Source organism: Mycobacterium tuberculosis H37Rv (genome assembly GCF_000195955.2).
GTDB classification, from domain to species: domain Bacteria; phylum Actinomycetota; class Actinomycetes; order Mycobacteriales; family Mycobacteriaceae; genus Mycobacterium; species Mycobacterium tuberculosis.
In genome coordinates, this window is record NC_000962.3 from 1,225,262 (window position 1) to 1,251,591 (window position 26,330).

Here is a 26,330-nt window from a genome sequence, read left to right on the forward strand (position 1 = left end):
CTCAGGACTTGTTGACCTTCAGCGCCTCAATGACCCTCTCGACGGTGGCGCGCGAGGTTGCATCACCGATGGGGGTGGCGCCCAGGAAGACGGTGACCGGCTTGGTGTCGACCGCGATGATCGTGACCGAATCACCTTTGACGTTGCGTGAACTGTCGGCGATTGTGATATCGGCGTCTACCCGGGCGGCCCTGACCCCGTCGACGGTGATCGACGACGTCTTGGTCGGGCCCAGGGTGGGCGACGAGCCTGCGTAGCCGGGGCCGTCGGCCACGCATTGCATCAACTTCGATGCTTGCGCGGCGACGTCCATGGTGGTGACGAAGTTGGTTATCGCAACCTCGGCTTGCATCATCCACTGGTCGGCACCGGCCACCTCGTGGCCGACGCCCACCGCGTCGATGAGGTTCGGGTTCTGGTCGTCGGAGAACGCCGACCACCCGGGTGCCGCGCTGGTCGGGAACGACAGCTTACCCGCACTGATCGAATCGCCGATGGGCTGCACACCGCCGGACACATTTGGGGTACAACCGGTTGCGGTTTGCTGGGAAAACGGTTGCGACGTGGGAGCACTCGTCGCCGGAGAGGTTGCCGTGGTCGACTTGTTGTCGCCGCGGAGGCCGATCACCAGGATCACCACCAGTAGGATGACACCCAGCACCGCGAGGCCGGCGAGGATCAGCCACGGTGTCTTCGATCCTGGCCCGGGCGGAGGTGGTCCTGGCGGATAGGGCCCCGCCGGCCAGCCGGGCGGATACTGCTGGGGTGGGTAGGCCGGCGGATAGGAGCCGCCCTGCGGTTGGCCTCCCCAATACGGGTCCTGCCCATACGTATTCGGGCCGTAGGGGTAGTTGCCGTAGGGGCCAGCGGGAGGAACCGTCATAGCCGATCGCTGTCGAGCTGCTCGGCCTTGGCCATTGCCAGCACGTCCAGACGGCGGTCCAGATCCTCGATCGACAGCCTGTCGCCGATCAGGCCACGGTCGATCACGGTTTGGCGAATCGTTTTGCGTTCCTTGAGTGCTTGCTTGGCGACGGCGGCCGCCTCCTCGTAGCCGATGGCCGAATTCAACGGTGTCACGATCGACGGTGAGGACTCGGCCAGCCGCCGCAGGTGCTCGACGTTGGCGGTCAGCCCTGCTATGCAGCGCTGGGCGAACAGCCGTGACACATTGGTCAGCAGCTTGAAGGACTCGAGGATGTTGCGGGCCATCATCGGGATGTAGACGTTGAGTTCGAATGCGCCGTTGGCCCCACCCCAGGCGATGGCGGCGTCGTTTCCGATCACCTGCGCGGCGACCTGCGTAACCGCCTCCGGCAGAACCGGATTCACCTTTCCCGGCATGATCGAGCTGCCCGGCTGCAGATCTGGCAGTTGGATCTCGGCCAGGCCGGTCAATGGGCCCGATCCCATCCAGCGGATGTCGTTGGCGATCTTGGTCAGCGATACCGCGATCGTGCGCAGCGCCCCGGACGCCTCCACCAGCCCGTCGCGGGCAGCCTGAGCTTCGAAAGAATTAGCCGCCGTACGCAATTCCGACAGACCGGTCTGCGCGACCAGCACCGCGACCACTCTGACGCCGAAGTCGTCGGGAGCGTTGAGGCCGGTACCCACCGCGGTGCCGCCGATCGCCAGCTCGCCCAGCCTGGGCAGACACGCGCGCACCCGCTCGATGCCGGCCTCGATCTGGCGGGCATATCCGCTGAACTCCTGGCCGAGTGTCACCGGAACGGCGTCCATCAGATGCGTTCGGCCCGACTTCACCACCGTGTGCCAATCAAGAGCCTTGGCGGCCAATGCGTCGTGCAGCTGCTGCAGCGCTGGGATGAGATGAGCGACCGCGGCCTCGGTGGCCGCGATGTGGGTGGCCGTCGGGAAGGTGTCGTTGGACGACTGCGACATGTTCACGTCGTCGTTGGGATGCAACGTGACCCCGCCCTTGGCCGCGATGGACGCAATCACCTCGTTGGTGTTCATGTTGGAGCTGGTGCCCGAGCCGGTCTGGAAGACGTCGATGGGAAACTGGTCGTCGTGTTGACCGTCGGCGATCTCGGCGGCCGCGGCGATGATGGCGTCGGCTTTCTCCGGCGCCAGCAACCCGAGGTCGGAGTTCACCTGCGCGCAGGCGCCTTTCAGCAGGCCTAGCGCGCGGATCTGGGTGCGCTCCAACCCGCGGCCGGATATCGGGAAGTTCTCCACCGCGCGCTGGGTTTGCGCGCGCCACAACGCTTTTGCCGGCACCCGGACTTCGCCCATGGTGTCGTGCTCGATGCGGTAATTGGCGCTGTCGGCGTCAACGGCCATTGATCGGGTTCCTTGTGTGTCGTGGGTGTGTTAGGGCAATGGGTACACGGCGCTGCTGTCGCCGGTGAAGTCGATCGCGGAGTATTCGTTGAGCTTTGAAAGCCGGTGGTAGGCCTCGATCATCCGGACGGTGCCGGACTTCGAGCGCATCACGATCGAATGGGTGGTGCAGCCGCCGGGGTAGTAACGCACTCCCTTGAGCAGGTCGCCGTCGGTGACCCCAGTGGCGCAGAAGAAGACGTTTTCCCCGGACACCAGATCTTCGGTGGTCAAGACCTGGTTCAGGTCGTAACCGGCTTCTAGGGCCTTGCGGCGTTCCGCGTCGTCGCGCGGGGCGAGCTGCGCCTGGATCGCCCCGCCCATGCAGCGGATCGCCGCGGCGGCGATGATTCCCTCCGGGGTGCCGCCGATCCCAGCTAGCAGGTCGGTGCCGGAGTGCGGTCGGCACGCCGAGATCGCGCCGGCGACGTCGCCATCGGTGATCAGCCGGATCCGGGCCCCGGTGGCGCGGACGTCGTGGATGAGTTGCGCGTGCCGCGGCCTGTCCAGGATGCACACCGTCATGTCTCGCACCGACAGGTCCTTGACCTTGGCGACCGCTCGGATGTTTTCCGAGATCGGCGCGGTGATATCCAGCACGTGTGCGGCATCGGGGCCGACGGCGATTTTGTTCATGTAGAACACCGCCGACGGGTCGAACATGGTGCCGCGATCGGCTACCGCCAGCACCGAGATGGCGTTGGTCATGCCCTTGCTCATCAGCGTGGTGCCGTCAATGGGGTCGACGGCAAAGTCGCATTCCGGTCCGTCGCCGTTGCCCACTTCTTCGCCGTTGTAGAGCATTGGTGCGTGGTCCTTTTCGCCTTCGCCGATGACCACCACCCCGCGCATGGAAACCGAGTTGACCAGTTCGCGCATCGCGTCGACCGCCGCGCCGTCGCCGCCCTCCTTGTCGCCGCGGCCTACCCAGCGGCCCGCGGCCATGGCTCCGGCCTCGGTCACCCGGACCAGCTCCATGGCCAGGTTGCGGTCCGGGGCTTCCCGGCGCGATGGCCTGGTGTGCGACGGGTCGTGGCTGGCCACCGCGGCCGTCGACGAACCGGATCCCTCAGCTGTCATGGTTGGTGATTGTCCCAGAAGCCGAACCGTGCGCTGGAGCTGGGATACTGGCCATGTGACCGCCGAGCCGCAGCCGACCCCTAGGCCGGCTAAACCGCGGTTGCTGCAGGACGGCCGCGACATGTTCTGGTCGCTCGCGCCGCTGGTCGTGGGGTGCATCCTGTTGGCGGGCCTGGTTGGGATGTGCTCGTTTCAACTGGGCGGGACCAAGCGGGGACCGATCCCGTCCTACGATGCGGCCCAGGCGCTGCGGGCAGACGCCAAGACGCTGGGATTCCCGATACGGTTGCCGCAATTGCCAGGCGGCTGGACGCCCAACTCCGGGGGTCGCGGCGGCATCGAGAACGGGCGAGCGGACCCGGCAACCGGTCAACGCCGCAACGCGGCGACCTCAATCGTGGGATTCATCAGCCCGACCGGGAGATATCTGAGCTTGACCCAGAGCAACGCCGACGAGGACAAGCTGGTCGGCTCCATCCACCCGTCGATGTACCCGACGGGGACGGTCGACGTGGGCGGCACCCGTTGGGTCGTTTACGAGGGTTCGGACGAAAACGGTGCCGTCGAGCCGGTATGGACGACACGGCTCACCGGACCGGGCGGGGCCACCCAGCTGGCAATCACCGGTGCCGGCAGCATCGATCAGTTCCGCACGCTGGCGTCGGCGACGCAATCGCAGCCCCCGTTGCCCGCACGATAGCGGGTCTCACTCAGCGGTTGACGGAGGCGGGGCGTTTCTTGACGTGGCCGGGCCTCGACGCGGCAGCCACCTGCGGCGGACGGGTGGTGCTTCGAACTGTTCCAGTTCGACGCCTTTGTACACCGCGAGGTAGACGTCGATGGTGGTGACGATGAGGATCATCAGCACCGGGCCGATGATGATACCCCAGGGGCCGAACATGGTGATACCGGCGAACACCGACAGCAACATCAGCGCCGAGTTCAGCCGCGCGTCGCGCGGCACCAGGATCGGCCGCAGGACGTTGTCGATGTTGGTAACCACCAGCAGATGCCACAGCAGCACGAAGATTCCCCCGGCGATATTGCCGTAGAAGATCATCCCGATGCCGAACGGAATCGTCACGATGCCGCCGCCCAGCGGGATGATCGACAACGCGGTGAGCACGATGGCGAAGATGAAGAAGCCGTGGTGAAATCCGGCGATGTAGATCGATGCGGCGCCGGCGACTCCCTGGCACGCCGCGATGACGAACTGGCCGTTCACCGTGCCGCGGACCATCGAGCCCATCTTCTGCAGGTACAGATCCGTGACGTCTTCGCCGAGCGGGTTGAGCTGGCCGATCAGTGTCCTTAGCTTCTCGCGGTTCACCAAGAGCGCGACGAACACGTACACAAAGATGATGGCCGACGTGATGACACCGGCGAGGCTTCCGGCGGCGTCGCGCAGGAAGTGCAGCAGCCATTCGCCGACGTTCTGTGCTACCGAAATCATCGCTTTGCGCAGTGCGTCCGCGGTAACCGTGATGTGCAGGAACGGCACCCGGTCAAACAAGCCGTTGACGAATTGCAGGATCTTGTCGCCGAGGGTGCTCAGATCGGTCGTCCGCACCCAGTCGGCGACGGAGTCGACCATGCGAGCGATCTGCACGATCGCCAGCCCCACCAAGGCTCCCACCGGCACGACGACGGCGGCCAGCGCCGACAACAACGTGCAGGCGGCCGACAGGCCGGTATTGAAGCGCTTGGTGAACCACTTGAAAAGTGGCGTGAACAAATAGGCGCCGACGGCTGCCACCACGATCAGAACGAAATAGTTACGCAGGAAGTACGCACCGAACAGCAAAGCGATCAACGTGAGGATCGCCAGGGCGCGCTTCTGAGTGAGCGTGAATTCGGTGTTCAAAGCGGGTCCGCCCTTCGCTTCTTGGTGCTGACTCTGCGTCCAGCAGGCGGGTTACTCGCACTATTGCGTGGTGGATGCAGAGTCAACGGATGTCGGTGCAGTGCTGTAGACCTATGCCACCACCCAATCGAGGTCGAACGCGTTGCCGATGGCCTCGGCTAGAGCCGGCTCCTGCGACGCGAGCAGGTAGCCGATTTGACGACCAAGGTCACACACCGGGATCGTTTGGGTGTTGTCGCAGCTGACGACTGACGGTTGATTCAGCCCGTTCACCGCGTCTACCGGGACTTCGGTGGCTAGCCCACGCACGGTTGTCGTGATCGGGGCGACGGTGACGTTCGTGAGGTGCGGACGTACGACCTCGCGGGTAAGGATCAGGACGGGTCTAGCCTTGTCAAGCTGTGCGATGTGGATAGGTCGCATCAGTCGATGTCGAGGGCGGTACGAGCGCAGTGGCCGGCCAGCGTATCCAGATCACCCGTGGCTGACGTGTTGGTGGCGAGGATCTCCGCGTCGCGTTCGGCGAGACGACGGCGGCGTTCCCGTTCCAGCGCCCGCAGCACGACAGCCGCACGGCTACGGGCATGCTGTCCCCGGACTTCGTCGTCGATGAACGCGACAATCTCATCGGGCAAGCGAACCGCAATCTGTGTACTCACTTCACAGATGGTACCAGTTTGGTATGCACCCGCCCCAAAACCGTTCGCGCCGCCGGCGAGGACGACCCCCCAGGGTAGGTACATTCCAGAAGTATGGTCGTCGACAGCTGCGTGGCCGAATCCCGCTATGGTCCGGTCCGGGGCGCCGATGATGGCCGCGTCAAAGTGTGGAAAGGCATCCGGTATGCCGCGCCACCACTAGGTGACCTGAGGTTCCGGACGCCCGAACCTCCCGAACGGTGGACCGAGGTCGCCGACGCCACAACCTTCGGTCCGGCCTGCCCGCAGCCGGCCATCCCCAACATGCCGCTCGATTTAGGGGCGTCGCAGAGCGAGGACTGTTGGAGCCTGAACATTTGGGCGCCGGCGGACACCGAGCCCGGTGACGGAAAACCCGTGATGGTGTGGCTGCACGGGGGCGCCTACATCCTGGGATCGGGCAGCCAGCCGCTCTATAACGGCCGCAGGTTGGCCGCCAGCGGCGACGTGGTCGTGGTGACGGTCAACTACCGGCTCGGAGCGCTTGGCTTCCTGGACTTGTCGTCGTTCAACACGTCACGGCGACGGTTCGACTCGAATATCGGCCTGCGTGACGTGCTGGCCGTGCTGCGCTGGGTAGCAGACAACATCGCGGTGTTTGGCGGCGATCCCGAGAAGGTCACGCTGTTCGGTGAATCCGCGCGGGAATCGTCACGACCCTGCTCGCCACCCCGGCGGCCGCGGGTCTGTTCGCGGCGGCGATCGCCCAGAGCTCACCGGCGACATCGGTCTACGACCAGGTGAGGGCTCGGCGCGTCGCGGTTTGCGTCCTCGACAAGCTGGGAATCGACCCGTCCGATGTGCACAGGTTCATGAAGTGCCGACCGCGGCAATCCTTTCCGCGTCCAGCGAAGTGTTCAACGAAGTGCCGGTTCGTAACCCCGGCACGCTGGCGTTCGTCCCGATCGTCGACGGCGATCTGCTGCCCGACTACCCGGTCAAGCTGGCGCAGGAGGGCCGCTCACACCCGGTTCCCTTGATCATCGGCACCAACAAGCACGAGTCGGCGCTCTTTCGGTTGATGCGCTCGCCGCTGATGCCGATCACCCCGCGCGATCACGTCGATGTTCACCCAGATTGCCGCCGAACAGCCCGATCTGCAAGTGCCAACCGAGGAGCAGATCGGCTCCGCGTACTCGCGATGGCGGCGCAAAGCACGCTCATTGAGTATGGCTACCGACGTCGGCTTCCGGATGCCGTCGGTGTGGCTCGCTGAAGGGCACAGCGGGGTGGCGCCGGTGTATCTGTATCGGTTTGACTACTCGACTCCGCTGCTGAAGCTGCTGCTGGTCCGGGCCGCCCATGCCACCGAATTGCCTTACGTCTGGGGCAATCTCGGAGGATCCCAGGACCCTGCATTGAAGTTGGGCGACGCCAAAGCCGCCATAGCGGTGTCCCGGAGGGTACGGACGCGGTGGATCAATTTCGCGACGCGGGGCAAACCCACGGGTCCCGATGGCGAGCCAGACTGGCCATGTTACGAGGAGGCCCATCGTGCCTGCCTGATTATCGGCAGGCGAGACGCCGTCGTGCACGACGTCGACGCACACATCCGAGCGACCTGGGGCAGCAAGTGGTGAGTTTCAGATAATTCTGGCTACGGCTTGACTGTGGCGGCCGTTTTTTCCGCCCGGGCCTCGTTCTTCATCTGCTCAAACAGACTCACGTAGTACGGCAGGCATTCGGTCAGCGCCTGCTGGGTGGTGAACAGCGGCTCATAGCCCAGGTCGCGGCGTGCCTTAGCGATCGAAAAGTAGTTGTCCAGGTACAGTCGTTCGACGGCCAGCGGCTCGAGCAGCGGCGCGGGGAATCCGAACCGGAAGTGCAGCCGCTGCCACCCCGTCATTACCCAGCGGACCGCGGGGCCGGAAATCCGCATCTTCGGCCAGCGCTGCCCGCACGCCTCGAGCACCGGCCGAGCGAACTCGAACATATTGATCGGCTCTGCGTCGTTGATGAAGTAAGCCTGCCCGGGCGCTGTGCCGTCCGGCACCAGATGGGCAGCGGCCAAGATGAAACCGTGAATCAGGTTGTGCACGTAAGAGTTATCCAGCCGGGCCGACTTGCGCCCGACCAGCACCTTGACGTGGCCCTTGAGCACACTTTCGAACAGCTTGCGGAACATCGTCTGATCGCCGTTTCCCCAGATGCCGCTGGGCCGGATCGCGCACGTCAGCATGCCGTCGACACCGTTCTGGGCCAACACGAATCGCTCGGCAACCACCTTGGTCTCGGTGTAGAGGTCGTTGAACCGGTCGGTATAGGGCAGCGTCTCGTCACCGCCGGCGATGTTCTGGCCGCCCATCACCACACTGTTGGATGACGTGTAGACGAACCGCTGCACCCCGGCCCGCTGGCCGGCGTGCAGCAGGTTCTCGGTGCCGCCGACGTTGACCGCAAAGCTACGTTGGCGGTACTCGTCGGTGACCGACGCGCCGCCCATCAGCTCGATGATCGCTGCGGTGTGGAAGATCGTGTCGATGCCGTCCACGGCCGCGGCGCAGACGTCCGCGTCGGTGATGTCCCCTTGCAGCACCTCCAGTTGCGGATGCGCAGGCAACAGCGACGGCGCGCGGTCGAAGGAACGCACCCAGTGCCCGCGGTCCAGCAAGGTGGTCACCAGGTTGGCGCCCACGAAGCCCGCGCCGCCGGTGACCAGAACGCGGCCGAGCTCGGTTGTCAGCGATGCATCACCCATGCGGCGAAGCATAACCTTGCCTTAGCCGTTTTGGGCCTCGTCGCCGGCCAGCACATCGGACACCCGCTGGCGTGCACCAGCTAAGTGCTCCTCGCACCTTTTGGCGAGTTGCTCCCCTCTTTCCCACAGTCGCAGCGACGCATCGAGGTCCAATCCGCCCTGCTCCAGAAGCCGCACGACTTCCATCAGCTCGTCCCGGCAGGCTTCATAGCCAAGCTGACTGACAGGCACAGTTGCGTGGGTTCTGCCCGTGTCATCGCCGTTGGGGTCACAGACCATTGGTTTGTCCTTCACTGACCGCCGCTAGGGCTCCGTCGGCAACCCGCACGCGCAGCTTGGTGCCTTCCGGTGCGTCGTGGACCGACCGCAGCACCTGTGGTTCGGATCCGCCCTCGGGTCCCGTCTGAGCAACGGTCTGCACTATGGCATAGCCGCGGGCGAGCGTGGCGGCCGGACCCAGCGTGGCCAGGCGTGCGGCCAGATGACCGATGCGTTCGGTCTCGGCGGCGACCATCAGGGTGAGGTTGCGACGAAGCGTCGAGCGGGCTCGGTGGACCTCCTCGGCGCGCACGCTGACCATCGTCATCGGATCGGCCAGCACCGGGCGGCTACGCAACTGCGCGACTGCCCGTTGCTCGCGGGAAACCCAGTTGCGCAACGCCTGGGCGCTGCGCCGGCGCAGATCGTCGATCAGCCGCTGCTCGGCTGCGGTGTCGGGAACCACTTTCTTGGCGGCGTCGGTGGGGGTGGCGGCGCGCAGGTCGACGACCAGATCGCACAGCGGATTGTCGGGTTCGTGACCGACGGCGCTGACCACGGGCGTACGGCAGGCCGCGATCGCGCGGCACAACGTCTCGTCAGAAAACGGCAGCAGGTCCTCGACGGAGCCGCCGCCCCGGGCCAGCACGATCACGTCGACGTCCGGGTCTCGATCGAGCTCGCGCAGCGCCTCGACGATCTGGCCGACGGCGTTGGGGCCCTGCACGGCGACGTTGCGGACGGCGAAACGTGCCGCTGGCCAGCGCGCCGAGGCCACCGTCGTAACGTCACGTTCGGCGGCACTCGCACGGCCGGTGATCAGACCGATCATGTTGGGCAGGTACGGGATCGGCCGCTTGAGGCGGGGGTCGAAGAGCCCCTCGGCGTCCAGCAGCCGGCGCAGCCGGTCGATGCGTGCCAGCAGCTCGCCGATGCCGACAGCGCGAATCTCGCTGAGCCGCAAGGAGAATGTGCCACGTCCGGTGTAGAACGAGGGCTTGCCGCAGACCACTACCTGAACGCCTTCGGCCAGCTTCACCGGCGCGGACAGCACCAGGTCGCGGGAACACGTCACGGTCAGCGACATGTCGGCCGCAGGATCGCGCAATACCATGAACACCGTCTTGGCGTCTGGGCGCATTGTGATCTGGGCCAATTGCCCCTCCACCCAGACCGCGCCCAGCTTGTCGATCCAGCCCGCGACCCGGATTGCCACCGCGCGAACCGGGAACGGATTCTCCGCTGAATTCTGGGTCACTTCGCAGTCGCGCGGGTGATCCTGTTGGCGAGCAGCGTCTGGAACGGGGCACGGGCCTTGGTGGCCTGCTCGTAGGCCAGCAGGGCCTCGAGCTCGGGGACATCGAGCGTGTGCAGCCTGGCCCGCAGCTGGGCCAGCGTCAGCGCCGGATAGTCGAGTTCGGCTGCCACCGCAGGCGTCGGAACTGTCGGCTTGGCCGCCGACTTGGGGTGCTTGGCGGTTTTGGGATTGGTCGAGCGATCCGCACTCCTGGATGCTGTCGTCGTTTCCGGCGTATCGGATACCGAGTACAACGCGAACCGCCCGTCGGACCGGCGATCGTCGTTCTTGGCTTCGCTGGCATCCGACAAGCCGAGCAATGGAATCGAAGTCCCTTCGAGCGCGTCGGGCAAGTCCTCGTCGAATGTTGCCCACTCCGGCTTCTCGTCCTTGGGCGGAAACAGCGTCTCCAGGGTGTTGTCGCCCTTGATCACCAGTTCGGCCAGGCCCTGTTGGAATCGCATCACCACGTGCGCCGCCTGGCTGGCCAGGGTCATTGGGTACATCAGGATGGTTCGTGGCAGCTTCATCGTCTCCTCAACGGCGACTGTCGCCGCGCCGACCAATAGCCGAACCCCATACGGTGCAGTAGCCATGGATCCAAGACTGCCTCAAGCAGCGGCTAACTCCAAGCCGGTGGCCGTGAGCTGGCGGGTTCGTGTCGGCCCAAAGTACCCTGAATGCCATGGTTCCGACGGTCGACATGGGGATTCCCGGGGCTTCGGTATCGTCGCGATCGGTGGCCGACCGTCCCAACCGTAAGCGGGTGCTGCTGGCCGAGCCGCGTGGCTACTGCGCTGGCGTGGATCGGGCCGTCGAAACGGTCGAACGCGCGCTTCAAAAACACGGCCCGCCTGTCTACGTGCGTCACGAGATCGTGCATAACCGCCACGTGGTTGACACCCTGGCTAAGGCCGGTGCGGTTTTCGTCGAAGAGACCGAGCAGGTTCCCGAGGGAGCGATTGTGGTGTTCTCCGCGCACGGGGTCGCGCCTACGGTGCACGTCAGCGCCAGCGAGCGCAACCTGCAGGTCATTGACGCCACCTGCCCGCTGGTCACCAAGGTGCACAACGAGGCCAGGCGGTTCGCCCGGGACGACTACGACATCTTGCTGATCGGTCATGAGGGCCACGAGGAAGTCGTCGGTACTGCTGGGGAAGCTCCCGATCATGTGCAGCTGGTCGACGGGGTGGACGCCGTCGACCAGGTGACCGTCCGTGACGAGGACAAAGTGGTTTGGCTGTCGCAGACCACCCTGTCCGTCGATGAGACCATGGAGATTGTCGGGCGGTTGCGTCGGCGTTTCCCCAAGCTGCAGGATCCGCCCAGCGACGACATCTGCTATGCGACCCAGAATCGGCAGGTCGCGGTCAAGGCGATGGCGCCCGAGTGCGAGCTGGTCATCGTGGTCGGCTCGCGCAATTCGTCGAATTCGGTTCGGCTGGTCGAGGTGGCGCTGGGTGCCGGGGCGCGGGCCGCCCACCTGGTGGACTGGGCCGACGATATCGACTCGGCCTGGCTGGACGGCGTTACCACGGTCGGCGTTACGTCGGGGGCATCGGTCCCCGAGGTGCTGGTGCGCGGTGTGCTGGAGCGGCTGGCCGAATGCGGCTACGACATCGTGCAACCGGTGACAACGGCCAACGAGACGTTGGTGTTCGCATTGCCCCGGGAGCTCCGCTCACCTCGCTGAGCACATCCGCTCACGGTTAGACGTCGTATTCCCAGGATTCAGCCGGTGGTCTGCGCGGTGCCCGCGAACGATCCCGCCGATCGAACCGCTGCTCCTCGCGGTAGTTGTCCCGCCGCGCGTCGCGAGTAGCTGACCCGCGGTAGCGGACCTGCGAGATCGGATGGTGTGTCGGGTTGGTTGGCTCGCTGGGACGGGCGCGTCGGCGTTGGGGCTCGTAGGTGGGCTCGTAGCGCGCATAGGGCTGGTATCGAGCACCCCGACGTTCGTACCGGTTGACGGGCTCGGCAGGCCCGGAGGGTTCGGACGGCTGGTAGCTGCGGTAAGAATCGAAGCGGCTGCTGCGCGGTGCCGGCCGTTCGTGGGCATTGCGGCGCGGGTGCGGATCATTCTGCGGCCTAGGGCGGCGGCGCGATCGACGCTCGGCTATGGGTTCGCGGTTGTCCTCCGACGGGGGTCGGGCGTGTCGGGAACGAGTACGGGCAGGCCGCTGGGCCGACCGCCGGCCGCCGTCGTCGTCCGAATCGCCGGTCATCAGCGAGCTGAGCTTCCTGGCGATGCTGTCGAACAGAGCCGTCCCGAGATACCACCTGACCAGTCCGATCAGCAGCACGCCGGCAGCCGTGCCCAGCATCAGCGGGAAACGTTCGATGAGCGAGTAGCCGCAGTTGATCAAGAGGTCTTTGAACTTGCCGATCGTGCCCCCGTGGAACAGCCAGTAGGCCCCGGGCACGGCGCAGAAAAGTATCAGTGGCGGCTGGACGAGCGCGGTGAACAGGTCCGACTGCCGGACGGCCAGGACCGCCCCCACGCAGCCGGCGATATAGCAGCCGGTAAAGACGAGGGTTAGCGCCTTGTGGCCCGATCCGGCGTCGATTGCATACCCGATCGCCGTCGCGGTGACGGCGATCAGGATGGCAGCCCACCACGGCACACCTGGGATGTGGGGGTGAATCGAGCGGTGACTTGCCTGTACCGCCGACCTCGCCCGCTGCGCTGACACACGTCGACCGTACCGGCAATGGCGCCGAAGGCGGCACCGCCTCGCCTTAAACTTGGCTCTCTGTGAGCTTGAGCCTGGGGATCGTGGGCCTGCCCAACGTCGGCAAGTCGACACTTTTCAACGCGCTGACCCGAAACAACGTGGTCGCGGCCAACTACCCGTTCGCGACGATCGAACCGAACGAAGGTGTCGTCTCCCTGCCCGATCCCCGCCTGGACAAGCTTGCTGAGCTTTTCGGATCGCAGCGAGTCGTACCCGCGCCGGTCACCTTCGTGGATATCGCCGGCCTGGTCAAGGGGGCGTCCGAGGGAGCCGGGCTGGGTAACAAGTTCCTGGCTCATATCCGCGAATGCGACGCCATTTGTCAGGTGGTGCGGGTGTTCGTCGACGACGACGTGACTCATGTCACCGGACGGGTCGATCCCCAGTCCGACATTGAGGTCGTCGAGACCGAGCTGATCCTGGCAGATCTGCAAACCCTGGAGCGGGCCACGGGCCGGCTGGAGAAGGAAGCGCGCACCAACAAGGCGCGCAAGCCGGTCTACGACGCGGCACTGCGTGCCCAGCAGGTGCTCGACGCCGGCAAGACGCTGTTCGCCGCGGGGGTGGATGCCGCCGCGTTGCGCGAGCTGAACCTGCTGACCACCAAGCCCTTCCTGTATGTGTTCAACGCCGACGAGGCGGTGCTCACCGACCCGGCGCGAGTCGGTGAGCTGCGCGCGTTGGTGGCGCCCGCCGATGCGGTGTTCCTGGACGCCGCCATCGAGTCGGAGTTGACCGAACTGGACGACGAGTCGGCCGCGGAGCTGCTGGAGTCCATCGGGCAGAGCGAGCGCGGGCTGGACGCGCTGGCCCGGGCGGGTTTTCACACCCTGAAGTTGCAGACCTTTTTGACCGCGGGCCCCAAGGAAGCGCGGGCGTGGACCATCCATCAAGGCGACACCGCGCCGAAGGCGGCCGGGGTGATCCACAGCGACTTCGAGAAGGGTTTCATCAAGGCCGAGATCGTGTCCTACGACGACCTGGTGGCCGCGGGTTCGATGGCGGCGGCCAAGGCGGCCGGCAAGGTCCGGATCGAAGGCAAGGACTACGTGATGGCCGACGGTGACGTAGTGGAGTTCCGATTCAACGTGTAGGCGGGAAAGCCGGGACGCAGCCAGAGCCCAGATCCCATGGCATCATTGCTTGCATCGAGTGATGCATGTATTGATGGGAGTTGGTGAATGAGGACGACGGTGACCGTTGACGACGCCTTGTTAGCCAAAGCGGCCGAATTGACTGGGGTGAAAGAGAAGTCGACGCTCCTGCGCGAGGGGTTGCAGACACTGGTCCGGGTGGAGAGCGCCCGGCGGTTGGCGGCTCTCGGCGGCACCGACCCGCAAGCTACCGCGGCGCCGAGACGCCGGACGTCGCCCCGGTGATCCTGGTCGACACTTCGGTATGGATTGAGCACCTGCGCGCCGCCGACGCGCGACTCGTCGAGCTGCTGGGCGATGACGAGGCCGGTTGCCATCCGCTCGTCATCGAGGAGCTGGCGCTTGGCTCGATCAAGCAGCGAGACGTTGTTCTCGATCTGTTGGCCAACCTCTACCAGTTTCCGGTGGTGACCCACGACGAAGTGTTGCGGCTTGTCGGTCGGCGGCGGTTGTGGGGTCGGGGACTCGGTGCCGTCGATGCCAACCTTCTTGGTTCGGTGGCTCTGGTTGGCGGCGCGCGACTATGGACGCGGGACAAGCGGTTGAAGGCGGCGTGCGCGGAAAGCGGTGTTGCGCTGGCTGAGGAAGTGTCCTGAGTTGTATACCGTCAGCGTTGCTGGGAGTAATCGACCCGGTGCCGCGTGGCGCATGTTCGGCCATGTTCATTGCCCGATTTGGCGCGATAGCGTGATTTATGTTGATTTGTTACATTCGCACTGAACCCTTCCGTATCTATTTTTATATTGTTGCGTGACATATCCGCTGTACGCGTGGGACGGGCCATTATTTGGATAATGCGTGATAAGCACCACAAGAATTGATTTCCTATGGATATTGTCGGTAGCGTTCGCGTCCATGATTGCTCTTGCAACGCTGTTGACGCTTATCAATCAAGTCGTCGGCACTCCGTATATTCCCGGTGGCGATTCTCCCGCCGGGACCGACTGCTCGGAGCTGGCTTCGTGGGTATCGAATGCGGCGACGGCCAGGCCGGTTTTCGGAGATAGGTTCAACACCGGCAACGAGGAAGCCGCCTTGGCGGCTCGGGGCTTTCAACAGGGAACCGCCCCCAATGCCTTGGTGATCGGTTGGAATGGCCACCACACGGCGGTGACGCTGCCCGATGGCACGCCCGTATCCAGTGGTGAAGGCGGTGGCGTGCGGGTCGGTGGCGGTGGCGCCTACCAGCCCAAATTCACCCACCACATGTATCTGCCGATGGATGTGGACGCGGGAGAAGACCAGCCGCCGGCGCCAGATGAGCCGGTCACCGCGGTCGACGACGTGGAACCGGAAATGCCTGCACCGTGCCCGACCCAGCGCCCGCCGGTGACCCCGAGACATAACCTGTGCAACAAACTCCGGACTATGCCAGGGGCGCTCTCGGCCGCGCTGGCCGCGGCGGCGCCGGTCTGGCCGGCCCCTATAAGCGGCTGCCGCGGGTTCAGCACGTCCCTCTTAGCAAAAAGAAATCACCCAGTAATCGTCGGGAAATAGAGTGTACCCAAACCAATCCTTCCGTGGCGGAAATATTCTTGGCGCTTCTCCAACGCCTTCGCCAAATCGTTGTCCACGGAACGATTTCACTTATGCAAGCACGGCGCTGCCATACGGATGTGTAGTCGAATGGCCGACGAACCGCGCTTAGAAGCCGGCGCGCACCCCTTCGAAGAGGGCCGGGACAAGGCCCCCGAACTTCGTGCCACTCAGATGGACCATGTCCGGTTCACCGAAGGTCGGCGTGAACGTAACCGTGACCGGCTCGAGCGGAGCCAGCAGTTCCGCCAACCGGGTCGCTGACAGCGACCAACTCGTATCCGTACTCCGGTGACACGTCAATCGACTGCGATATCGACGTCTGGCCGAACAAGAAACCGTTGACGGCGTTGCCCGGAGCCTGCAGAACCGCACCGGTGGCCCCCAACAGGTTCCCGCTATGCAGCGCACCGACAAATGCCGTGTTGCTGTCCTGCAACCCCCTGACCGTGCCCAGGGCACCCATACGTCATCGTCGAGCACACAGCGTAGCCGCCGGGCGCTCCGGCTCTGGGTGAAATGACGCTGGGGCCTCAAGGCCAGCACCGGTTACCCACTTCTCGGCCCCGGGAGCGCACCATGCGCACGGCGATGTCGCCCCGTCAGGCATGTGCCCAAACCGTGGACAACGCACGTTGTCACCGTTTATCGTGAGCGCAAAGTGGGAGTATGGAGTGTACGTGCCCGGCCCGGGTACCCTGAGCGGCAATGATCTTCATCGTCGTCAAGTTCGAGACCAAACCCGAGTGGACCGAGCGCTGGCCGGATTTGGTCGCATCGTTCACCGCGGCCACGCGTGCCGAAGAGGGCAACCTATGGTTCGAGTGGTCCCGCAGCCTCGACGACCCGGCCGAGTACGTCCTGGTCGAATCCTTCCGTGACGGCGAGGCCGGCGGCGTACACGTCAACAGCGATCACTTCAGGCAGGCCATGCGGGAACTGCCGAAGGCACTGGCGTCCACCCCCAAGATCATCAGCCAAACCATCGATGCGACGGGTTGGTCGGCGATGGGGGAGATGACGGTCGGGTAACCGGCGAGGCCCGATCAGCCGCCCACGTCGACCGCGATTTCGTGACCCAGCCGATAACCCGGCGCCAGGGGCAGCGAGTCACCGCTCCAGAACTTGCCGGGGTCGAACCAGTGCGCGTCCTTGTCGGTGACCAGCAATCCCATTTCCTCATAGGTGATGGCCACCGTCTCCGCGCAATATGCCGTCGCCAGGCCCATCGTGCGCTGCTGTTGCTTACGTCGCTGGGTTTGTTCGCGCACCTTGCGGTCCAGCACCGGTATGCCGCGCAGCCAATCGTTGAGGGTCGGAAGCCGGCCGCGCAGCCACCGGCCGGTCAACCGGGCGGTGGTTGGGAAAGGCGTGCCGTTCATCCGCGCGATGACCCGCAGCAGTTTGTCCTCCTGGTCGCGATTGGCGTGCGGTGTCAGTTGACGCAGCCAGCACCGCTGCCGATAACGGCCGGCCCACTGCTGCACGACTTGGCGGGCGTCGTTGAGCTGCACGCCGCGGTGGTTGGTGCCGGTCCATACGTCGAGCAGCTTGTCGCCCAGTTCGGCATGCCAGATCAGCGGCGGCAAGTCGTCGATGGCCACCGTCATGCCGACGTGGTTCACCGGGGCGTTCGTCAAGGTCTGGATCGCCCGGTCGGGTCGGGAACGGCCGCGAAACAGCCAGAGGTCGCCGGTGCGGGTTTCGTTCAGCGCTCGATCCAGCGCTAGCGTGCTCGGGTCCACCCCATGCACCATAGGCGGATATAGCCTGTCGGGGTGCGCAACGTGTGGAAGTGGGTCGGGCTGGCCGGTGTCGCCGGCGTCGTCGCGGGTGGCGCCCTGGTGGCGCGCGATCAACGGAAACGACGTGCCTACACGCCCGACGAGGTGCGGGCCCGATTGCACCAGAGGCTGGACGAATCCGACGTCGACGGTTATCAGTCCAGGTCCGGCCCGGGTGCCGCGTCGAGCGAGAACAGGCGATAGCTGCCGAAACGGATATCGGCACAGTCGCTGACGGCGTCGTGCACCGGTTCGCCTACCAGGATCTGGCCGCCGACCGCTTGCCCCGCAACCCGAGCGGTCATTGCGACGTTGCGGCCGAACAGATCGTCACCGTGCCGCACCGAGCGCCCCATGTGGTGCCGATCCGCACCCGAATTCCCTGGTTCCGCTTACGCTTTGCGCTGTTGCGCAGCGCGTCCTGGATGTCGATGCCGCACCGCACCGCCTGTTCGGCGCGGGCGAACGCGATCATGAACCCGTCACCCTGACTCGTGACCATGTGCCCGGACCAGCGCCGCACCAGCTCATGAACCAGCTTGTCATGCGCGCCAATCAACTTGACCCATGTGCGATCCCCGATTCGTTCGTCGAGCGCGGTGGACTCCTCGATGTCGGAGAACAGGATCACCACCCGGCCGTCCGGGGTTACCCGAGCCAGGTCGGGACGCTCTACCTCGGCCCAGTCGGCGGGGTCCTCGATCGAGCTGCGCACGGCCGCTCCGAACCCTTCTTTGCGCACCAGGTTCGCGGTCTGCCAGACCGTCTTTACCGCTTCACGACCACCCGACAGCATTGCGGGCGTCGAGCCGCTCCCGCGGTTGCTCGGTTTCCTGGCGTATCCGCCTCAGCCGGATGCGCATCGGGACGAGTCCGCCGGCCTCGATCGTGGCGATCCCGGCCAGGATGTAGACCGCGATCTGCAGCGTCGGGTTGTCGGGCCAATGGGCTAGGGTTGAGTTCGGCCGCCGCGGGAAAGCAAGTCTGGAGGTGCGGGTTTGGTTGACGGCGGAGGTGGCGCGTCAGATCTGTTGGTGATCTTCGGAATTACCGGTGACCTGGCCCGCAAGATGACCTTCCGCGCGTTGTATCGGCTCGAGCGCCACCAGTTGCTGGACTGCCCCATCCTGGGTGTGGCCAGTGACGACATGTCCGTCGGGCAGTTGGTCAAGTGGGCTCGCGAGTCCATCGGTCGTACCGAAAAGATCGACGATGCGGTGTTCGACCGGTTGGCGGGCCGGTTGTCCTACCTGCACGGTGACGTCACCGACAGCCAGCTCTACGATTCGCTGGCCGAACTGATTGGCTCGGCCTGTCGGCCGCTGTATTACCTGGAAATGCCGCCGGCGCTGTTCGCGCCGATTGTCGAAAATCTCGCGAACGTGCGGCTGTTGGAGCGCGCACGCGTTGCCGTGGAAAAGCCGTTCGGCCACGACCTGGCCTCCGCGCTCGAACTCAACGCCCGGCTGCGAGCGGTGTTGGGCGAAGACCAAATCCTGCGTGTGGACCACTTTCTGGGCAAGCAGCCCGTCGTCGAGCTGGAGTACCTGAGGTTCGCCAATCAGGCGTTAGCCGAGCTCTGGGATCGCAACAGCATCTCCGAGATCCACATCACCATGGCCGAGGACTTCGGGGTGGAGGACCGCGGCAAGTTTTACGACGCCGTCGGTGCCCTGCGTGACGTCGTGCAAAACCATCTGCTGCAGGTGCTGGCGCTGGTGACGATGGAACCGCCGGTCGGTTCCAGCGCCGATGACCTCAACGACAAGAAGGCCGAGGTCTTCCGGGCGATGGCGCCGCTGGATCCCGATCGGTGCGTGCGTGGGCAGTACCTCGGCTACACCGAAGTTGCGGGCGTAGCAAGCGATTCGGCGACCGAAACGTATGTCGCGCTGCGAACCGAGATCGACAACTGGCGCTGGGCCGGGGTGCCGATCTTCGTGCGGGCCGGAAAAGAGCTGCCCGCGAAGGTCACCGAAGTACGGCTATTTCTACGCCGAGTTCCGGCATTGGCCTTTCTGCCCAACCGCCGACCGGCCGAGCCCAACCAGATTGTGCTGCGTATCGACCCCGATCCGGGTATGCGACTGCAGATTTCGGCCCACACCGACGACTCGTGGCGAGATATCCACCTGGACTCCTCGTTCGCGGTGGACCTCGGTGAACCGATACGACCCTATGAGCGGCTGCTGTATGCCGGATTGGTCGGCGATCACCAGTTGTTCGCCCGCGAGGACAGCATCGAGCAGACGTGGCGGATCGTGCAGCCGCTGCTCGACAACCCGGGTGAAATCCATCGGTACGATCGCGGTTCCTGGGGTCCGGAAGCCGCGCAGTCGTTGCTGCGCGGTCACCGCGGTTGGCAGTCGCCGTGGCTGCCCCGCGGCACGGACGCATGAGTTCAAGGAGACGAAAAGGCGATGCAACTAGGAATGATCGGTCTGGGCCGGATGGGTGCGAATATCGTCCGCCGCTTGGCCAAAGGTGGACACGACTGCGTGGTCTACGACCACGACCCCGACGCGGTCAAGGCGATGGCCGGGGAGGACCGGACCACCGGGGTGGCCTCGTTGCGTGAGTTGTCTCAGCGGCTCTCCGCCCCGCGAGTTGTCTGGGTGATGGTGCCCGCGGGGAACATCACCACCGCGGTGATCGAAGAGCTGGCCAACACGCTCGAGGCCGGCGACATTGTGATCGACGGTGGCAACACCTATTATCGCGACGATCTGCGGCACGAAAAGCTGTTGTTCAAGAAGGGAATTCACCTACTCGACTGTGGCACCAGCGGCGGTGTGTGGGGTCGGGAACGTGGCTACTGCCTGATGATCGGCGGGGATGGCGACGCGTTCGCGCGCGCGGAGCCGATCTTCGCCACCGTCGCGCCGGGGGTGGCGGCCGCCCCGCGCACCCCGGGCCGAGACGGTGAGGTCGCGCCATCGGAACAAGGCTATTTGCATTGTGGGCCTTGCGGTTCGGGTCACTTCGTGAAGATGGTCCACAACGGCATCGAATACGGGATGATGGCCTCCTTGGCGGAGGGATTGAACATCCTGCGCAATGCCGACGTCGGCACCCGCGTGCAACACGGTGACGCCGAAACCGCGCCGCTGCCGAATCCCGAGTGCTACCAGTACGACTTCGACATCCCGGAGGTCGCCGAGGTATGGCGGCGGGGCAGCGTGATCGGCTCCTGGCTGCTGGATTTGACCGCGATCGCGCTGCGCGAATCACCTGACCTAGCGGAATTCTCCGGACGGGTCTCCGACTCTGGCGAGGGCCGGTGGACCGCCATCGCGGCGATCGACGAGGGCGTGCCCGCGCCGGTGCTGACCACCGCGCTGCAGTCCCGCTTCGCCTCGCGTGACCTCGACGACTTCGCCAACAAGGCGCTGTCGGCGATGCGCAAGCAGTTCGGCGGACACGCCGAGAAACCGGCTAACTAAGTCGCCTGACGAAGTCCACCACGACGTCGGTGAACGCGTCGTTGTCGTCGCCGGCGGCGGTGCGCCCCGCGTTGGACAATTCGACGAACTCCGCGTTGGGCACCTTGGCCAGGAAGTCCCGGGCACCGTCGGAACTGACCACGTCGGACAGCTTTCCGCGAATCAACAGGACCGGGATCGTCAGGCCCATGGCAGCCCGTTCGAAGTTCTCGGTGCGCAGCTGCGGGTCGTGCCCCGGCGCGGTCATCATGGCCGGATCCCAGTGCCAGTGCCAGCGTCCGTCTCGCAGGCGCAGATTCCTCTTCAGGCCCTCGGGACTGCGCGGCTTGTCGCGGTGCGGCAGATACTCGGCGACTGCGTCGGCGGCTTCCTCGAGCGAACCGAAGCCGTCGATGTTGCCCAGCATGAAGTCCCGGATACGGGCGTTGCCCTCCTTCTCGTAACGCGGCACCACGTCGACCAATACCAGTCCGTTCACCGTCTGCGGACCGGCGCGCTCGGCGACCAGGATGCCAGTCAGTCCGCCCATGCTGGCCTCGACCACCACCACACGGCGGCCGATCGCCTCGACGACGTGTAGCACATCGGTGGTCGGGGTCTCCACGGCATAGTCGGCGCCGGGAGCGCGGTCGCTGTCACCGGGTCCGCGGGTGTCCAGCGCAACGACGTGGTGCCCCTCGTCGGCCAGGATCTGGCCGGTGTTTTTCCAGGAAAACCGGTTTTGGCCGCCACCGTGCAACATCAGGATCGTCGGCCGATCGGCCGCTGCGGCGCCCCGATTCCACTCGTCGGCGACCAGGGTAATCCCACGAGCACCGGAAAACGCGACCGCTTGGGGACTGCTGCTCACGGCGCTCACGGGTCCTGACGTTACCTTGCTGGGCACGCGCCAAATCGTCATCGCCGACCTGGAGGATGCGGTGATCAAGGTGCCCTAGCTACTGGCCTCTTGGGTTCCGCCGGTTACGTTGGACCATGCGGGCTGGACGCGGCGAACGGGAGTCAACATGGCGGACGACAATGGCTGAACCACACTGGATTGACGTGAAGGGTCCCAACGGCGACCTGAAAGCCTTGACCTGGGGGCCGGCCGGCGCGCCAGTTGCGTTGTGCTTGCACGGCTTTCCGGATACCGCCTACGGGTGGCGCAAGGTCGCACCCCGGCTGGCCGAGTCCGGCTGGCACGTCGTGGCGCCGTTCATGCGTGGTTATGCGCCGTCTTCGATTCCGGCCGACGGCAGCTATCACGTCGGTGCGTTGATGCACGACGCCCTGCGGGTGCGCTCGGCTGCCGGTGGCACCGAGCGCGATGTGATCATCGGCCACGACTGGGGCGCGATCGCCGCTACCGGCCTGGCCGCCATGCCCGACAGCCCGTTTGCCAAGGCGGTGATCATGTCGGTGCCGCCGTCGGCGGCATTTCGCCCGCTGGGCCGGGTGCCCGAGCGTGGCCGGTTGCTGCGTGAGTTGCCGCATCAGCTGCTGCGCAGCTGGTACATCCTGTACTTCCAGTTGCCCTGGCTGCCGGAGCGATCCGCCTCCTGGGTGGTGCCGCTGCTGTGGCGGCGTTGGTCGCCGGGCTATCACGCCGAGGAAGACCTGCGGCATGTCGACGCCGCGATCGGGACGCCGGAGGGCCGGCGGGCGGCCTTGGGACCGTATCGCGCCACCATGCGCAACACCCGGGCCCCGGCGGACTATGCCGACTTGAATCGGCTGTGGACCGAGGCGCCGAAGCTGCCGGTTCTGTACCTGCATGGCCACGACGATGGCTGTGCCACATCGGCATTCACTCATTGGACGGCAAGGGTGTTGCCCGCCGGCAGTGAGGTGGCCGTAGTGGAACACGCCGGGCACTTCTTGCAGCTCGAGCAGCCGGACAAGATTGCAGAGTTGATCGTGGCGTTCATTGGCTCACCCGGCTGAAGTCGTGGCCGGGCACCGGATGGCGGCCGTCGACGCGCAGTTCTACTGGATGTCGGCCAAAGTCCCCAACGACCAGTTCCTGCTGTATGCGTTCGATGGTGAACCCACCGATCTGGAACGTGCCGTCGCGCAGGTCTACCGTCGAGCCCGTGGGTGTCCGGGCTTAGGGATGCGAGTTCAGGACCGTGGTGCTCTGGCCTACCCGCAGTGGGTGCCCACACCCGTGCAACGTGACCAACTGGTCTGCCACGACCTGGCCGATCGCAGCTGGCAAGGTTGTCTGGCGGCCGTTGTCGGCCTCGCCAGCAAGCAGCTGGATATGCGCCGGATGCCCTGGCGGCTGCACGTGTTCACCCCGGTGCACGACGTTCCGGGCGTCAGCGGCCTCGGCACCGTCGCCGTCATGCAGTTCGCGCATGCGCTGGGCGACGGCGCGCGGGCTTCGGCGATGGCCGCGTGGCTGTTCGGCCGGCCGGCCGCGGTTCCCGAAATAGCCAGGTCGCGTGCGGGTTTCCTGCCGTGGCGGGCCGCCCATGCGGCCCGCGCTCATCTCCGACTGGTTCGTGATACCAATGCCGGGCTGGTAGCGCCAGGTGTCGGATCCCGGCCGCCGCTGTCCACGAATGCCCGCCCCGAAGGTGTCCGCGCGGTGCGCACCCTGCTGCGGCGGCGCTCGCAACTAGCCGGTCCCACGGTGACCGTCACGGTGCTCGCCGCGGTGTCCACCGGGCTGTTGGGTCTGCTTGGCGGGGATGTGGACACGCTAGGCGCCGAAGTACCCATGGCCAAACCGGGTGTGCCACGGTCATATAACCACTTCGGCAACGTTGTCGTTGGGCTGTACCCGCGGCTGGAGCCGGATGAGCGGGTGCGGCGGATCGCAACCGATTTGGCCAACGCTCGCCGTCGCTTTGAACATCCGGCGATGCTCTCCGCTGACCGGGCCTTTGCGGCGGTACCGGCGGCGCTGCTGCGTTGGGGCGTATCGCAGTTCGACGCTGAGGTGCGGCCGGTGCGGGTGGCCGGCAATACCGTGGTGTCCAGTGTTTATCGCGGGGCTGCCGATCTGAGCTTCGGGGACGCTCCGGTGGTGCTGACGGCCGGGTATCCGGCGCTGTCGCCGGCGATGGGTCTAACCCATGGCGTGCACGGCATCGGTGATACCGTCGCGATCAGTGTGCACGCGGCCGAGTCTGCGGTGTCTGACATCGACGCCTACATGCGGCTGCTGGACGCGGCTCTGCAGTGAAAACTACTGGGCATCACCGGATTTAGCCGCTTCGTCTCGTGTCAGCCCGACGGCCTGGATCAGCTCCTCGTGTAGTTCGAACCACACGGTGTGGTAGGAGTCGATGAGTGGGCGCGTCAGCCAGGCGATGTCGCCCGCTTTGACCTTGTCCAGCGCCGCACGCAATTTCACCGGGTACCTGCTCAACCGCGGCAGCTGCATGGCCACCGTACCGATGATCGGGCCCACCCGCCGGTGTACGCCATCGAGGCGGGACAGCACCGCGGCGTCGTATTCGGCGTCGTCGTGTGTGTTAGGCTTTTCGCCCTTGAGCTGCCAGTCGGTGACCAGCCTCTTGAAATCGGCGTTGACGGAACGGAAATCGCGGTAAGCGGCAGCCAGCACGGTCGAATCGGCCCGGTTGCGCTCCTCGGCAAGCAAGTCGTCGAGCCTCATCCGGCCGCTGGGACTGATCCGCAACGGCGTGGCGTCGACCAGGAGGCCGGCCGCGGTCAGCCTGTCGACGGTCGCGGCGACGTCGGCAAGGTCTTCACCCAAGGTCTGCGCCAGGTCGGTGGTGATCACCCGGCCCTTGAGCCGCACGGCCTGCAGTACCGTCAACTCGCTCATGAACTGATCCGTTGCGCGATGTCGGCCAGCTCGCGCAACTCCGGCGTGTCACTTTCCGACCAGGCAGACAATGCCAGAACGCCTTGGCGCACTTCGCCTTCATAGCCGTCGACGGTGATCTCCTTGCCGGCCAGTGCCGCCGCGACCCCGGGACCGCAACCCACCACGGCCACTCGACCGAGCTCGCGGCTAACCACCGCCGCATGACTGGCGGCACCCCCCACCTCGGTGACAATGCCTTGCGCGGCAAGCATGCCCATGACGTCCTCCGGTCTGGTGTGATCTCGCACCAAGATGACCGGCTCGCCCCGGTCCGCAGCGTCCAGCGCCTCGTCCACCTCGGTGTAGGCGGTCCCGGATACCACGCCCGGGCAAGCGGGCAGGCCCTTGGCCAAAAGCGGTGCAGCCAACCGTGTTTCCGTCTGCAGCGACGGCCGTAGCAAAGTCTCGATGTGCGTCGGAGTCACCCGGCGCAGTGTCTCGGTGTCGTCGATGAGTCCCTCGTGATGCAGTTGCAGCGCCAGTCGCACGGCGGCCTGCGCCGAGCGTTCCGCCCCGCGGGTCTGCAGCAGCCACAGCTGGCTGTCCTCCACGGTGAATTCGATCTCCTGGACGTCGCCTGCCATGCGCTCCAAACTGCGGGCGGCCGCCATCAGTTGGTCGTAGACGGCCGGCTGCTGGTCGCGCAGGGCGGTGATCGGTGCGACGGCGACCAATCCGGACACCACGTCGTCGCCTTGGCCGCCGGGTAGCCATTCGCCGAACGGTTCGTTGGCTCCGGTGATCGGGTTGCGTGAGGACAGCACCCCGGCGCCCGAGTTCGCGGTGAGGTTGCCGAATACCATCGCCTGCACCACCACCGCCGTACCGCCTTGGTCGTCGAGGCCGTGATGGTCGCGATAGGCAACGGCGCGAGGTGAGTTCCAGGAGGCGAATACCGCCTCGATGCTCGCGCGCAACTGGGCATACGGGTCGTCGGTAATGGGACCGGCGCTGCCGACGATGCGCCGATACATGCTGGTGAATCGCCGTCTGGTGTCGTGGGCGAAGTCGGCGGCACCCGGCCTGGCAAGTACTCGTTCGACCGCGTCGGTCATGCCCACGTCCAGAATCGTGTCCATCATGCCGGGCATCGACTGGGTGGCTCCCGAGCGCACGCTGACCAGCAGCGGATTCGGGCCACGGCCGAACGTGCACGAGGTTTCTGTTTCCAGCCAGCTCATCCGATCCAGCACGTCATCCCAGATCGCGGCGATCGTGGATCCGGGCGCGGCGAGATAGCGCACGCCCACCTCGGTGGTAATGCAGAATGCAGGCGGCACCGGCAGATGGTGCCGGCGCATCATGTCGATGCCGTGGCCTTTGTTGCCCAGGATCTCGCGTGGGTAGTTCGCGCCGCCGTCCAGCGCCACAACGGCGTTTTCGAGAGTTCCGTCGGGGCAACCATTGGCTCGGGTGATACGAGTCATGGGCACCCCTTGATGCTACTTATGGGCAACGCCAGACCGCCCACTGTGGGCCCACAGGGGGCGCCTTGGTCAGCGGTCGGACTACTCAGCTTGTGTCTGGTGTTGGGCCTTACCCATGCTGCGAGACAACGCCGGCTGCCGGTGATGGTGGCTGGCGGCGTGGACAGCGCACCGGCCCAACGGCTTG

29 protein-coding genes are annotated in these 26,330 nt (G+C 65.5%); 12 read left to right on the forward strand and 17 right to left on the reverse strand.

Going from position 1 to position 26,330, the window contains the following annotated elements; all coding sequences use genetic code 11:
- Nucleotide 1: 1 nt before the first annotated feature.
- From Rv1097c to glpX, 3 genes are read right to left on the reverse strand one after another with little or no spacing between them, the layout of a single operon-like run.
- The gene (locus Rv1097c; RefSeq protein NP_215613.1) at nt 2–883 is read right to left on the reverse strand and encodes a hypothetical protein; all 882 of its coding nucleotides are present in this window, start codon (nt 881–883) and stop codon (nt 2–4) included.
- Nucleotides 880–2,304 (reverse strand): fumarate hydratase, encoded by a 1,425-nt coding sequence (fum, locus tag Rv1098c; protein ID NP_215614.1) that lies wholly within the window; start codon nt 2,302–2,304, stop codon nt 880–882. Before fum ends, Rv1097c begins: the two co-directional genes overlap by 4 nt.
- 30 nt (nt 2,305–2,334) lie before the next feature.
- Nucleotides 2,335–3,423 (reverse strand): fructose 1,6-bisphosphatase, encoded by a 1,089-nt coding sequence (gene glpX / locus Rv1099c; protein NP_215615.3) that lies wholly within the window; start codon nt 3,421–3,423, stop codon nt 2,335–2,337.
- Here glpX and Rv1100 point away from each other — a divergent pair.
- A complete protein-coding gene (locus tag Rv1100; protein NP_215616.1) occupies nt 3,422–4,123 on the forward strand; it encodes a hypothetical protein in 702 nt (233 codons plus the stop codon). The genes glpX and Rv1100 overlap by 2 nt on opposite strands.
- Nucleotides 4,124–4,129: 6 nt before the next feature.
- Here the strand turns inward: Rv1100 and Rv1101c are convergent, their stop codons facing one another.
- The 7 genes from Rv1101c to Rv1109c all read right to left on the reverse strand — a co-directional run bounded on the left by Rv1101c (nt 4,130) and on the right by Rv1109c (nt 10,834).
- On the reverse strand, nt 4,130–5,287 hold the full coding sequence (locus tag Rv1101c; protein ID NP_215617.1) for a hypothetical protein: 1,158 nt from the start codon (nt 5,285–5,287) through the stop codon (nt 4,130–4,132).
- 111 nt (nt 5,288–5,398) lie between these two features.
- A complete protein-coding gene (mazF3, locus tag Rv1102c) occupies nt 5,399–5,710 on the reverse strand; it encodes an mRNA interferase MazF3 (RefSeq protein NP_215618.1) in 312 nt (103 codons plus the stop codon).
- Nucleotides 5,710–6,030: an antitoxin MazE3 gene (gene mazE3 / locus Rv1103c; protein ID NP_215619.1), complete on the reverse strand. Its 321-nt coding sequence runs from the start codon at nt 6,028–6,030 to the stop codon at nt 5,710–5,712. Before mazE3 ends, mazF3 begins: the two co-directional genes overlap by 1 nt.
- A gap of 1,552 nt (nt 6,031–7,582) precedes the next feature.
- On the reverse strand, nt 7,583–8,695 hold the full coding sequence (locus Rv1106c; protein NP_215622.1) for a 3 beta-hydroxysteroid dehydrogenase/delta 5-->4-isomerase: 1,113 nt from the start codon (nt 8,693–8,695) through the stop codon (nt 7,583–7,585).
- 9 nt (nt 8,696–8,704) lie between these two features.
- Complete coding sequence (xseB, locus tag Rv1107c; RefSeq protein NP_215623.1) at nt 8,705–8,962, reverse strand: exodeoxyribonuclease VII small subunit; 258 nt, start codon at nt 8,960–8,962, stop codon at nt 8,705–8,707.
- Nucleotides 8,952–10,199: an exodeoxyribonuclease VII large subunit gene (gene xseA / locus Rv1108c; RefSeq protein ID NP_215624.1), complete on the reverse strand. Its 1,248-nt coding sequence runs from the start codon at nt 10,197–10,199 to the stop codon at nt 8,952–8,954. The genes xseB and xseA overlap by 11 nt, the downstream gene beginning before the upstream one ends.
- Nucleotides 10,196–10,834: a hypothetical protein gene (locus tag Rv1109c; protein ID NP_215625.1), complete on the reverse strand. Its 639-nt coding sequence runs from the start codon at nt 10,832–10,834 to the stop codon at nt 10,196–10,198. The genes xseA and Rv1109c overlap by 4 nt, the downstream gene beginning before the upstream one ends.
- 89 nt (nt 10,835–10,923) lie before the next feature.
- Between Rv1109c and lytB2 the strand changes: the two genes are divergently transcribed.
- Complete coding sequence (gene lytB2, locus Rv1110) at nt 10,924–11,931, forward strand: 4-hydroxy-3-methylbut-2-enyl diphosphate reductase (RefSeq protein YP_177788.1); 1,008 nt, start codon at nt 10,924–10,926, stop codon at nt 11,929–11,931.
- 16 nt (nt 11,932–11,947) lie between these two features.
- On the opposite strand, the gene Rv1111c is transcribed toward lytB2, so the two are convergent.
- The gene (locus Rv1111c; RefSeq protein ID NP_215627.2) at nt 11,948–12,931 is read right to left on the reverse strand and encodes a hypothetical protein; all 984 of its coding nucleotides are present in this window, start codon (nt 12,929–12,931) and stop codon (nt 11,948–11,950) included.
- Between the two features lie 62 nt (nt 12,932–12,993).
- Here Rv1111c and Rv1112 point away from each other — a divergent pair, with 62 nt between their 5' ends.
- The 6 genes from Rv1112 to Rv1117 all read left to right on the forward strand — a co-directional run bounded on the left by Rv1112 (nt 12,994) and on the right by Rv1117 (nt 16,695).
- A complete protein-coding gene (locus tag Rv1112) occupies nt 12,994–14,067 on the forward strand; it encodes a GTP-binding protein (RefSeq protein ID NP_215628.1) in 1,074 nt (357 codons plus the stop codon).
- 87 nt (nt 14,068–14,154) lie between these two features.
- Nucleotides 14,155–14,352: an antitoxin VapB32 gene (vapB32, locus tag Rv1113; protein ID NP_215629.1), complete on the forward strand. Its 198-nt coding sequence runs from the start codon at nt 14,155–14,157 to the stop codon at nt 14,350–14,352.
- Nucleotides 14,349–14,723, forward strand: a complete 375-nt coding sequence (vapC32, locus tag Rv1114) for a ribonuclease VapC32 (RefSeq protein ID NP_215630.1) — start codon at nt 14,349–14,351, stop codon at nt 14,721–14,723. Before vapB32 ends, vapC32 begins: the two co-directional genes overlap by 4 nt.
- A gap of 202 nt (nt 14,724–14,925) precedes the next feature.
- Nucleotides 14,926–15,624, forward strand: a complete 699-nt coding sequence (locus Rv1115) for a hypothetical protein (protein ID NP_215631.1) — start codon at nt 14,926–14,928, stop codon at nt 15,622–15,624.
- 117 nt (nt 15,625–15,741) lie between these two features.
- On the forward strand, nt 15,742–15,927 hold the full coding sequence (locus tag Rv1116; RefSeq protein NP_215632.1) for a hypothetical protein: 186 nt from the start codon (nt 15,742–15,744) through the stop codon (nt 15,925–15,927).
- Between the two features lie 444 nt (nt 15,928–16,371).
- Nucleotides 16,372–16,695: a hypothetical protein gene (locus Rv1117; RefSeq protein ID NP_215633.1), complete on the forward strand. Its 324-nt coding sequence runs from the start codon at nt 16,372–16,374 to the stop codon at nt 16,693–16,695.
- Between the two features lie 14 nt (nt 16,696–16,709).
- Here Rv1117 and Rv1118c read toward each other — a convergent pair whose 3' ends face one another.
- From Rv1118c to Rv1120c, 3 genes are read right to left on the reverse strand one after another with little or no spacing between them, the layout of a single operon-like run.
- On the reverse strand, nt 16,710–17,570 hold the full coding sequence (locus Rv1118c; protein NP_215634.1) for a hypothetical protein: 861 nt from the start codon (nt 17,568–17,570) through the stop codon (nt 16,710–16,712).
- Between the two features lie 32 nt (nt 17,571–17,602).
- Nucleotides 17,603–17,752 carry a hypothetical protein gene (locus Rv1119c; RefSeq protein NP_215635.1) on the reverse strand — a complete coding sequence of 50 codons (150 nt, stop codon included), beginning with the start codon at nt 17,750–17,752 and terminating at the stop codon, nt 17,603–17,605.
- Nucleotides 17,749–18,243: a hypothetical protein gene (locus Rv1120c; protein NP_215636.1), complete on the reverse strand. Its 495-nt coding sequence runs from the start codon at nt 18,241–18,243 to the stop codon at nt 17,749–17,751. Before Rv1120c ends, Rv1119c begins: the two co-directional genes overlap by 4 nt.
- A 202-nt stretch (nt 18,244–18,445) precedes the next feature.
- On the opposite strand from Rv1120c, the gene zwf1 reads away from it, so the two are divergent.
- The gene (gene zwf1 / locus Rv1121) at nt 18,446–19,846 is read left to right on the forward strand and encodes a glucose-6-phosphate 1-dehydrogenase (protein ID YP_177789.1); all 1,401 of its coding nucleotides are present in this window, start codon (nt 18,446–18,448) and stop codon (nt 19,844–19,846) included.
- Nucleotides 19,847–19,867: 21 nt separating this feature from the next.
- On the forward strand, nt 19,868–20,890 hold the full coding sequence (gene gnd2 / locus Rv1122; RefSeq protein ID NP_215638.1) for a 6-phosphogluconate dehydrogenase (decarboxylating): 1,023 nt from the start codon (nt 19,868–19,870) through the stop codon (nt 20,888–20,890).
- Here gnd2 and bpoB read toward each other — a convergent pair.
- Nucleotides 20,883–21,791 carry a peroxidase BpoB gene (bpoB, locus tag Rv1123c; RefSeq protein NP_215639.1) on the reverse strand — a complete coding sequence of 303 codons (909 nt, stop codon included), beginning with the start codon at nt 21,789–21,791 and terminating at the stop codon, nt 20,883–20,885. The two genes, gnd2 and bpoB, sit on opposite strands and share 8 nt — an antisense overlap.
- Nucleotides 21,792–21,865: 74 nt before the next feature.
- On the opposite strand from bpoB, the gene ephC reads away from it, so the two are divergent.
- Together ephC and Rv1125 are read left to right on the forward strand one after the other, a co-directional pair.
- The gene (ephC, locus tag Rv1124) at nt 21,866–22,816 is read left to right on the forward strand and encodes an epoxide hydrolase EphC (protein NP_215640.1); all 951 of its coding nucleotides are present in this window, start codon (nt 21,866–21,868) and stop codon (nt 22,814–22,816) included.
- 4 nt (nt 22,817–22,820) lie between these two features.
- A complete protein-coding gene (locus tag Rv1125) occupies nt 22,821–24,065 on the forward strand; it encodes a hypothetical protein (RefSeq protein ID NP_215641.1) in 1,245 nt (414 codons plus the stop codon).
- Between the two features lie 3 nt (nt 24,066–24,068).
- On the opposite strand, the gene Rv1126c is transcribed toward Rv1125, so the two are convergent.
- Both Rv1126c and ppdK read right to left on the reverse strand, forming a co-directional pair.
- Nucleotides 24,069–24,674: a hypothetical protein gene (locus Rv1126c; protein NP_215642.1), complete on the reverse strand. Its 606-nt coding sequence runs from the start codon at nt 24,672–24,674 to the stop codon at nt 24,069–24,071.
- Nucleotides 24,671–26,143, reverse strand: a complete 1,473-nt coding sequence (gene ppdK / locus Rv1127c) for a pyruvate, phosphate dikinase PpdK (protein NP_215643.1) — start codon at nt 26,141–26,143, stop codon at nt 24,671–24,673. The genes Rv1126c and ppdK overlap by 4 nt, the downstream gene beginning before the upstream one ends.
- Nucleotides 26,144–26,330 lie beyond the last annotated feature (187 nt).

Coding starts and splice junctions, on each gene's coding strand:
- Rv1097c (NP_215613.1), bottom strand. CDS start 883: ATGACGGTTCCTCCCGCTGGCCCCTACGGCAACTACCCCTACGGCCCG.
- fum (NP_215614.1), bottom strand. CDS start 2,304: ATGGCCGTTGACGCCGACAGCGCCAATTACCGCATCGAGCACGACACC.
- Rv1100 (NP_215616.1), top strand. CDS start 3,422: ATGGTTGGTGATTGTCCCAGAAGCCGAACCGTGCGCTGGAGCTGGGAT.
- glpX (NP_215615.3), bottom strand. CDS start 3,423: ATGACAGCTGAGGGATCCGGTTCGTCGACGGCCGCGGTGGCCAGCCAC.
- mazF3 (NP_215618.1), bottom strand. CDS start 5,710: ATGCGACCTATCCACATCGCACAGCTTGACAAGGCTAGACCCGTCCTG.
- mazE3 (NP_215619.1), bottom strand. CDS start 6,030: ATGTACCTACCCTGGGGGGTCGTCCTCGCCGGCGGCGCGAACGGTTTT.
- Rv1106c (NP_215622.1), bottom strand. CDS start 8,695: ATGCTTCGCCGCATGGGTGATGCATCGCTGACAACCGAGCTCGGCCGC.
- xseB (NP_215623.1), bottom strand. CDS start 8,962: ATGGTCTGTGACCCCAACGGCGATGACACGGGCAGAACCCACGCAACT.
- Rv1109c (NP_215625.1), bottom strand. CDS start 10,834: ATGGCTACTGCACCGTATGGGGTTCGGCTATTGGTCGGCGCGGCGACA.
- lytB2 (YP_177788.1), top strand. CDS start 10,924: ATGGTTCCGACGGTCGACATGGGGATTCCCGGGGCTTCGGTATCGTCG.
- vapB32 (NP_215629.1), top strand. CDS start 14,155: ATGAGGACGACGGTGACCGTTGACGACGCCTTGTTAGCCAAAGCGGCC.
- Rv1116 (NP_215632.1), top strand. CDS start 15,742: ATGTGTAGTCGAATGGCCGACGAACCGCGCTTAGAAGCCGGCGCGCAC.
- Rv1117 (NP_215633.1), top strand. CDS start 16,372: ATGATCTTCATCGTCGTCAAGTTCGAGACCAAACCCGAGTGGACCGAG.
- Rv1119c (NP_215635.1), bottom strand. CDS start 17,752: ATGACCGCTCGGGTTGCGGGGCAAGCGGTCGGCGGCCAGATCCTGGTA.
- Rv1120c (NP_215636.1), bottom strand. CDS start 18,243: ATGCTGTCGGGTGGTCGTGAAGCGGTAAAGACGGTCTGGCAGACCGCG.
- gnd2 (NP_215638.1), top strand. CDS start 19,868: ATGCAACTAGGAATGATCGGTCTGGGCCGGATGGGTGCGAATATCGTC.
- bpoB (NP_215639.1), bottom strand. CDS start 21,791: ATGACGATTTGGCGCGTGCCCAGCAAGGTAACGTCAGGACCCGTGAGC.
- ephC (NP_215640.1), top strand. CDS start 21,866: ATGCGGGCTGGACGCGGCGAACGGGAGTCAACATGGCGGACGACAATG.
- Rv1126c (NP_215642.1), bottom strand. CDS start 24,674: ATGAGCGAGTTGACGGTACTGCAGGCCGTGCGGCTCAAGGGCCGGGTG.
- ppdK (NP_215643.1), bottom strand. CDS start 26,143: ATGACTCGTATCACCCGAGCCAATGGTTGCCCCGACGGAACTCTCGAA.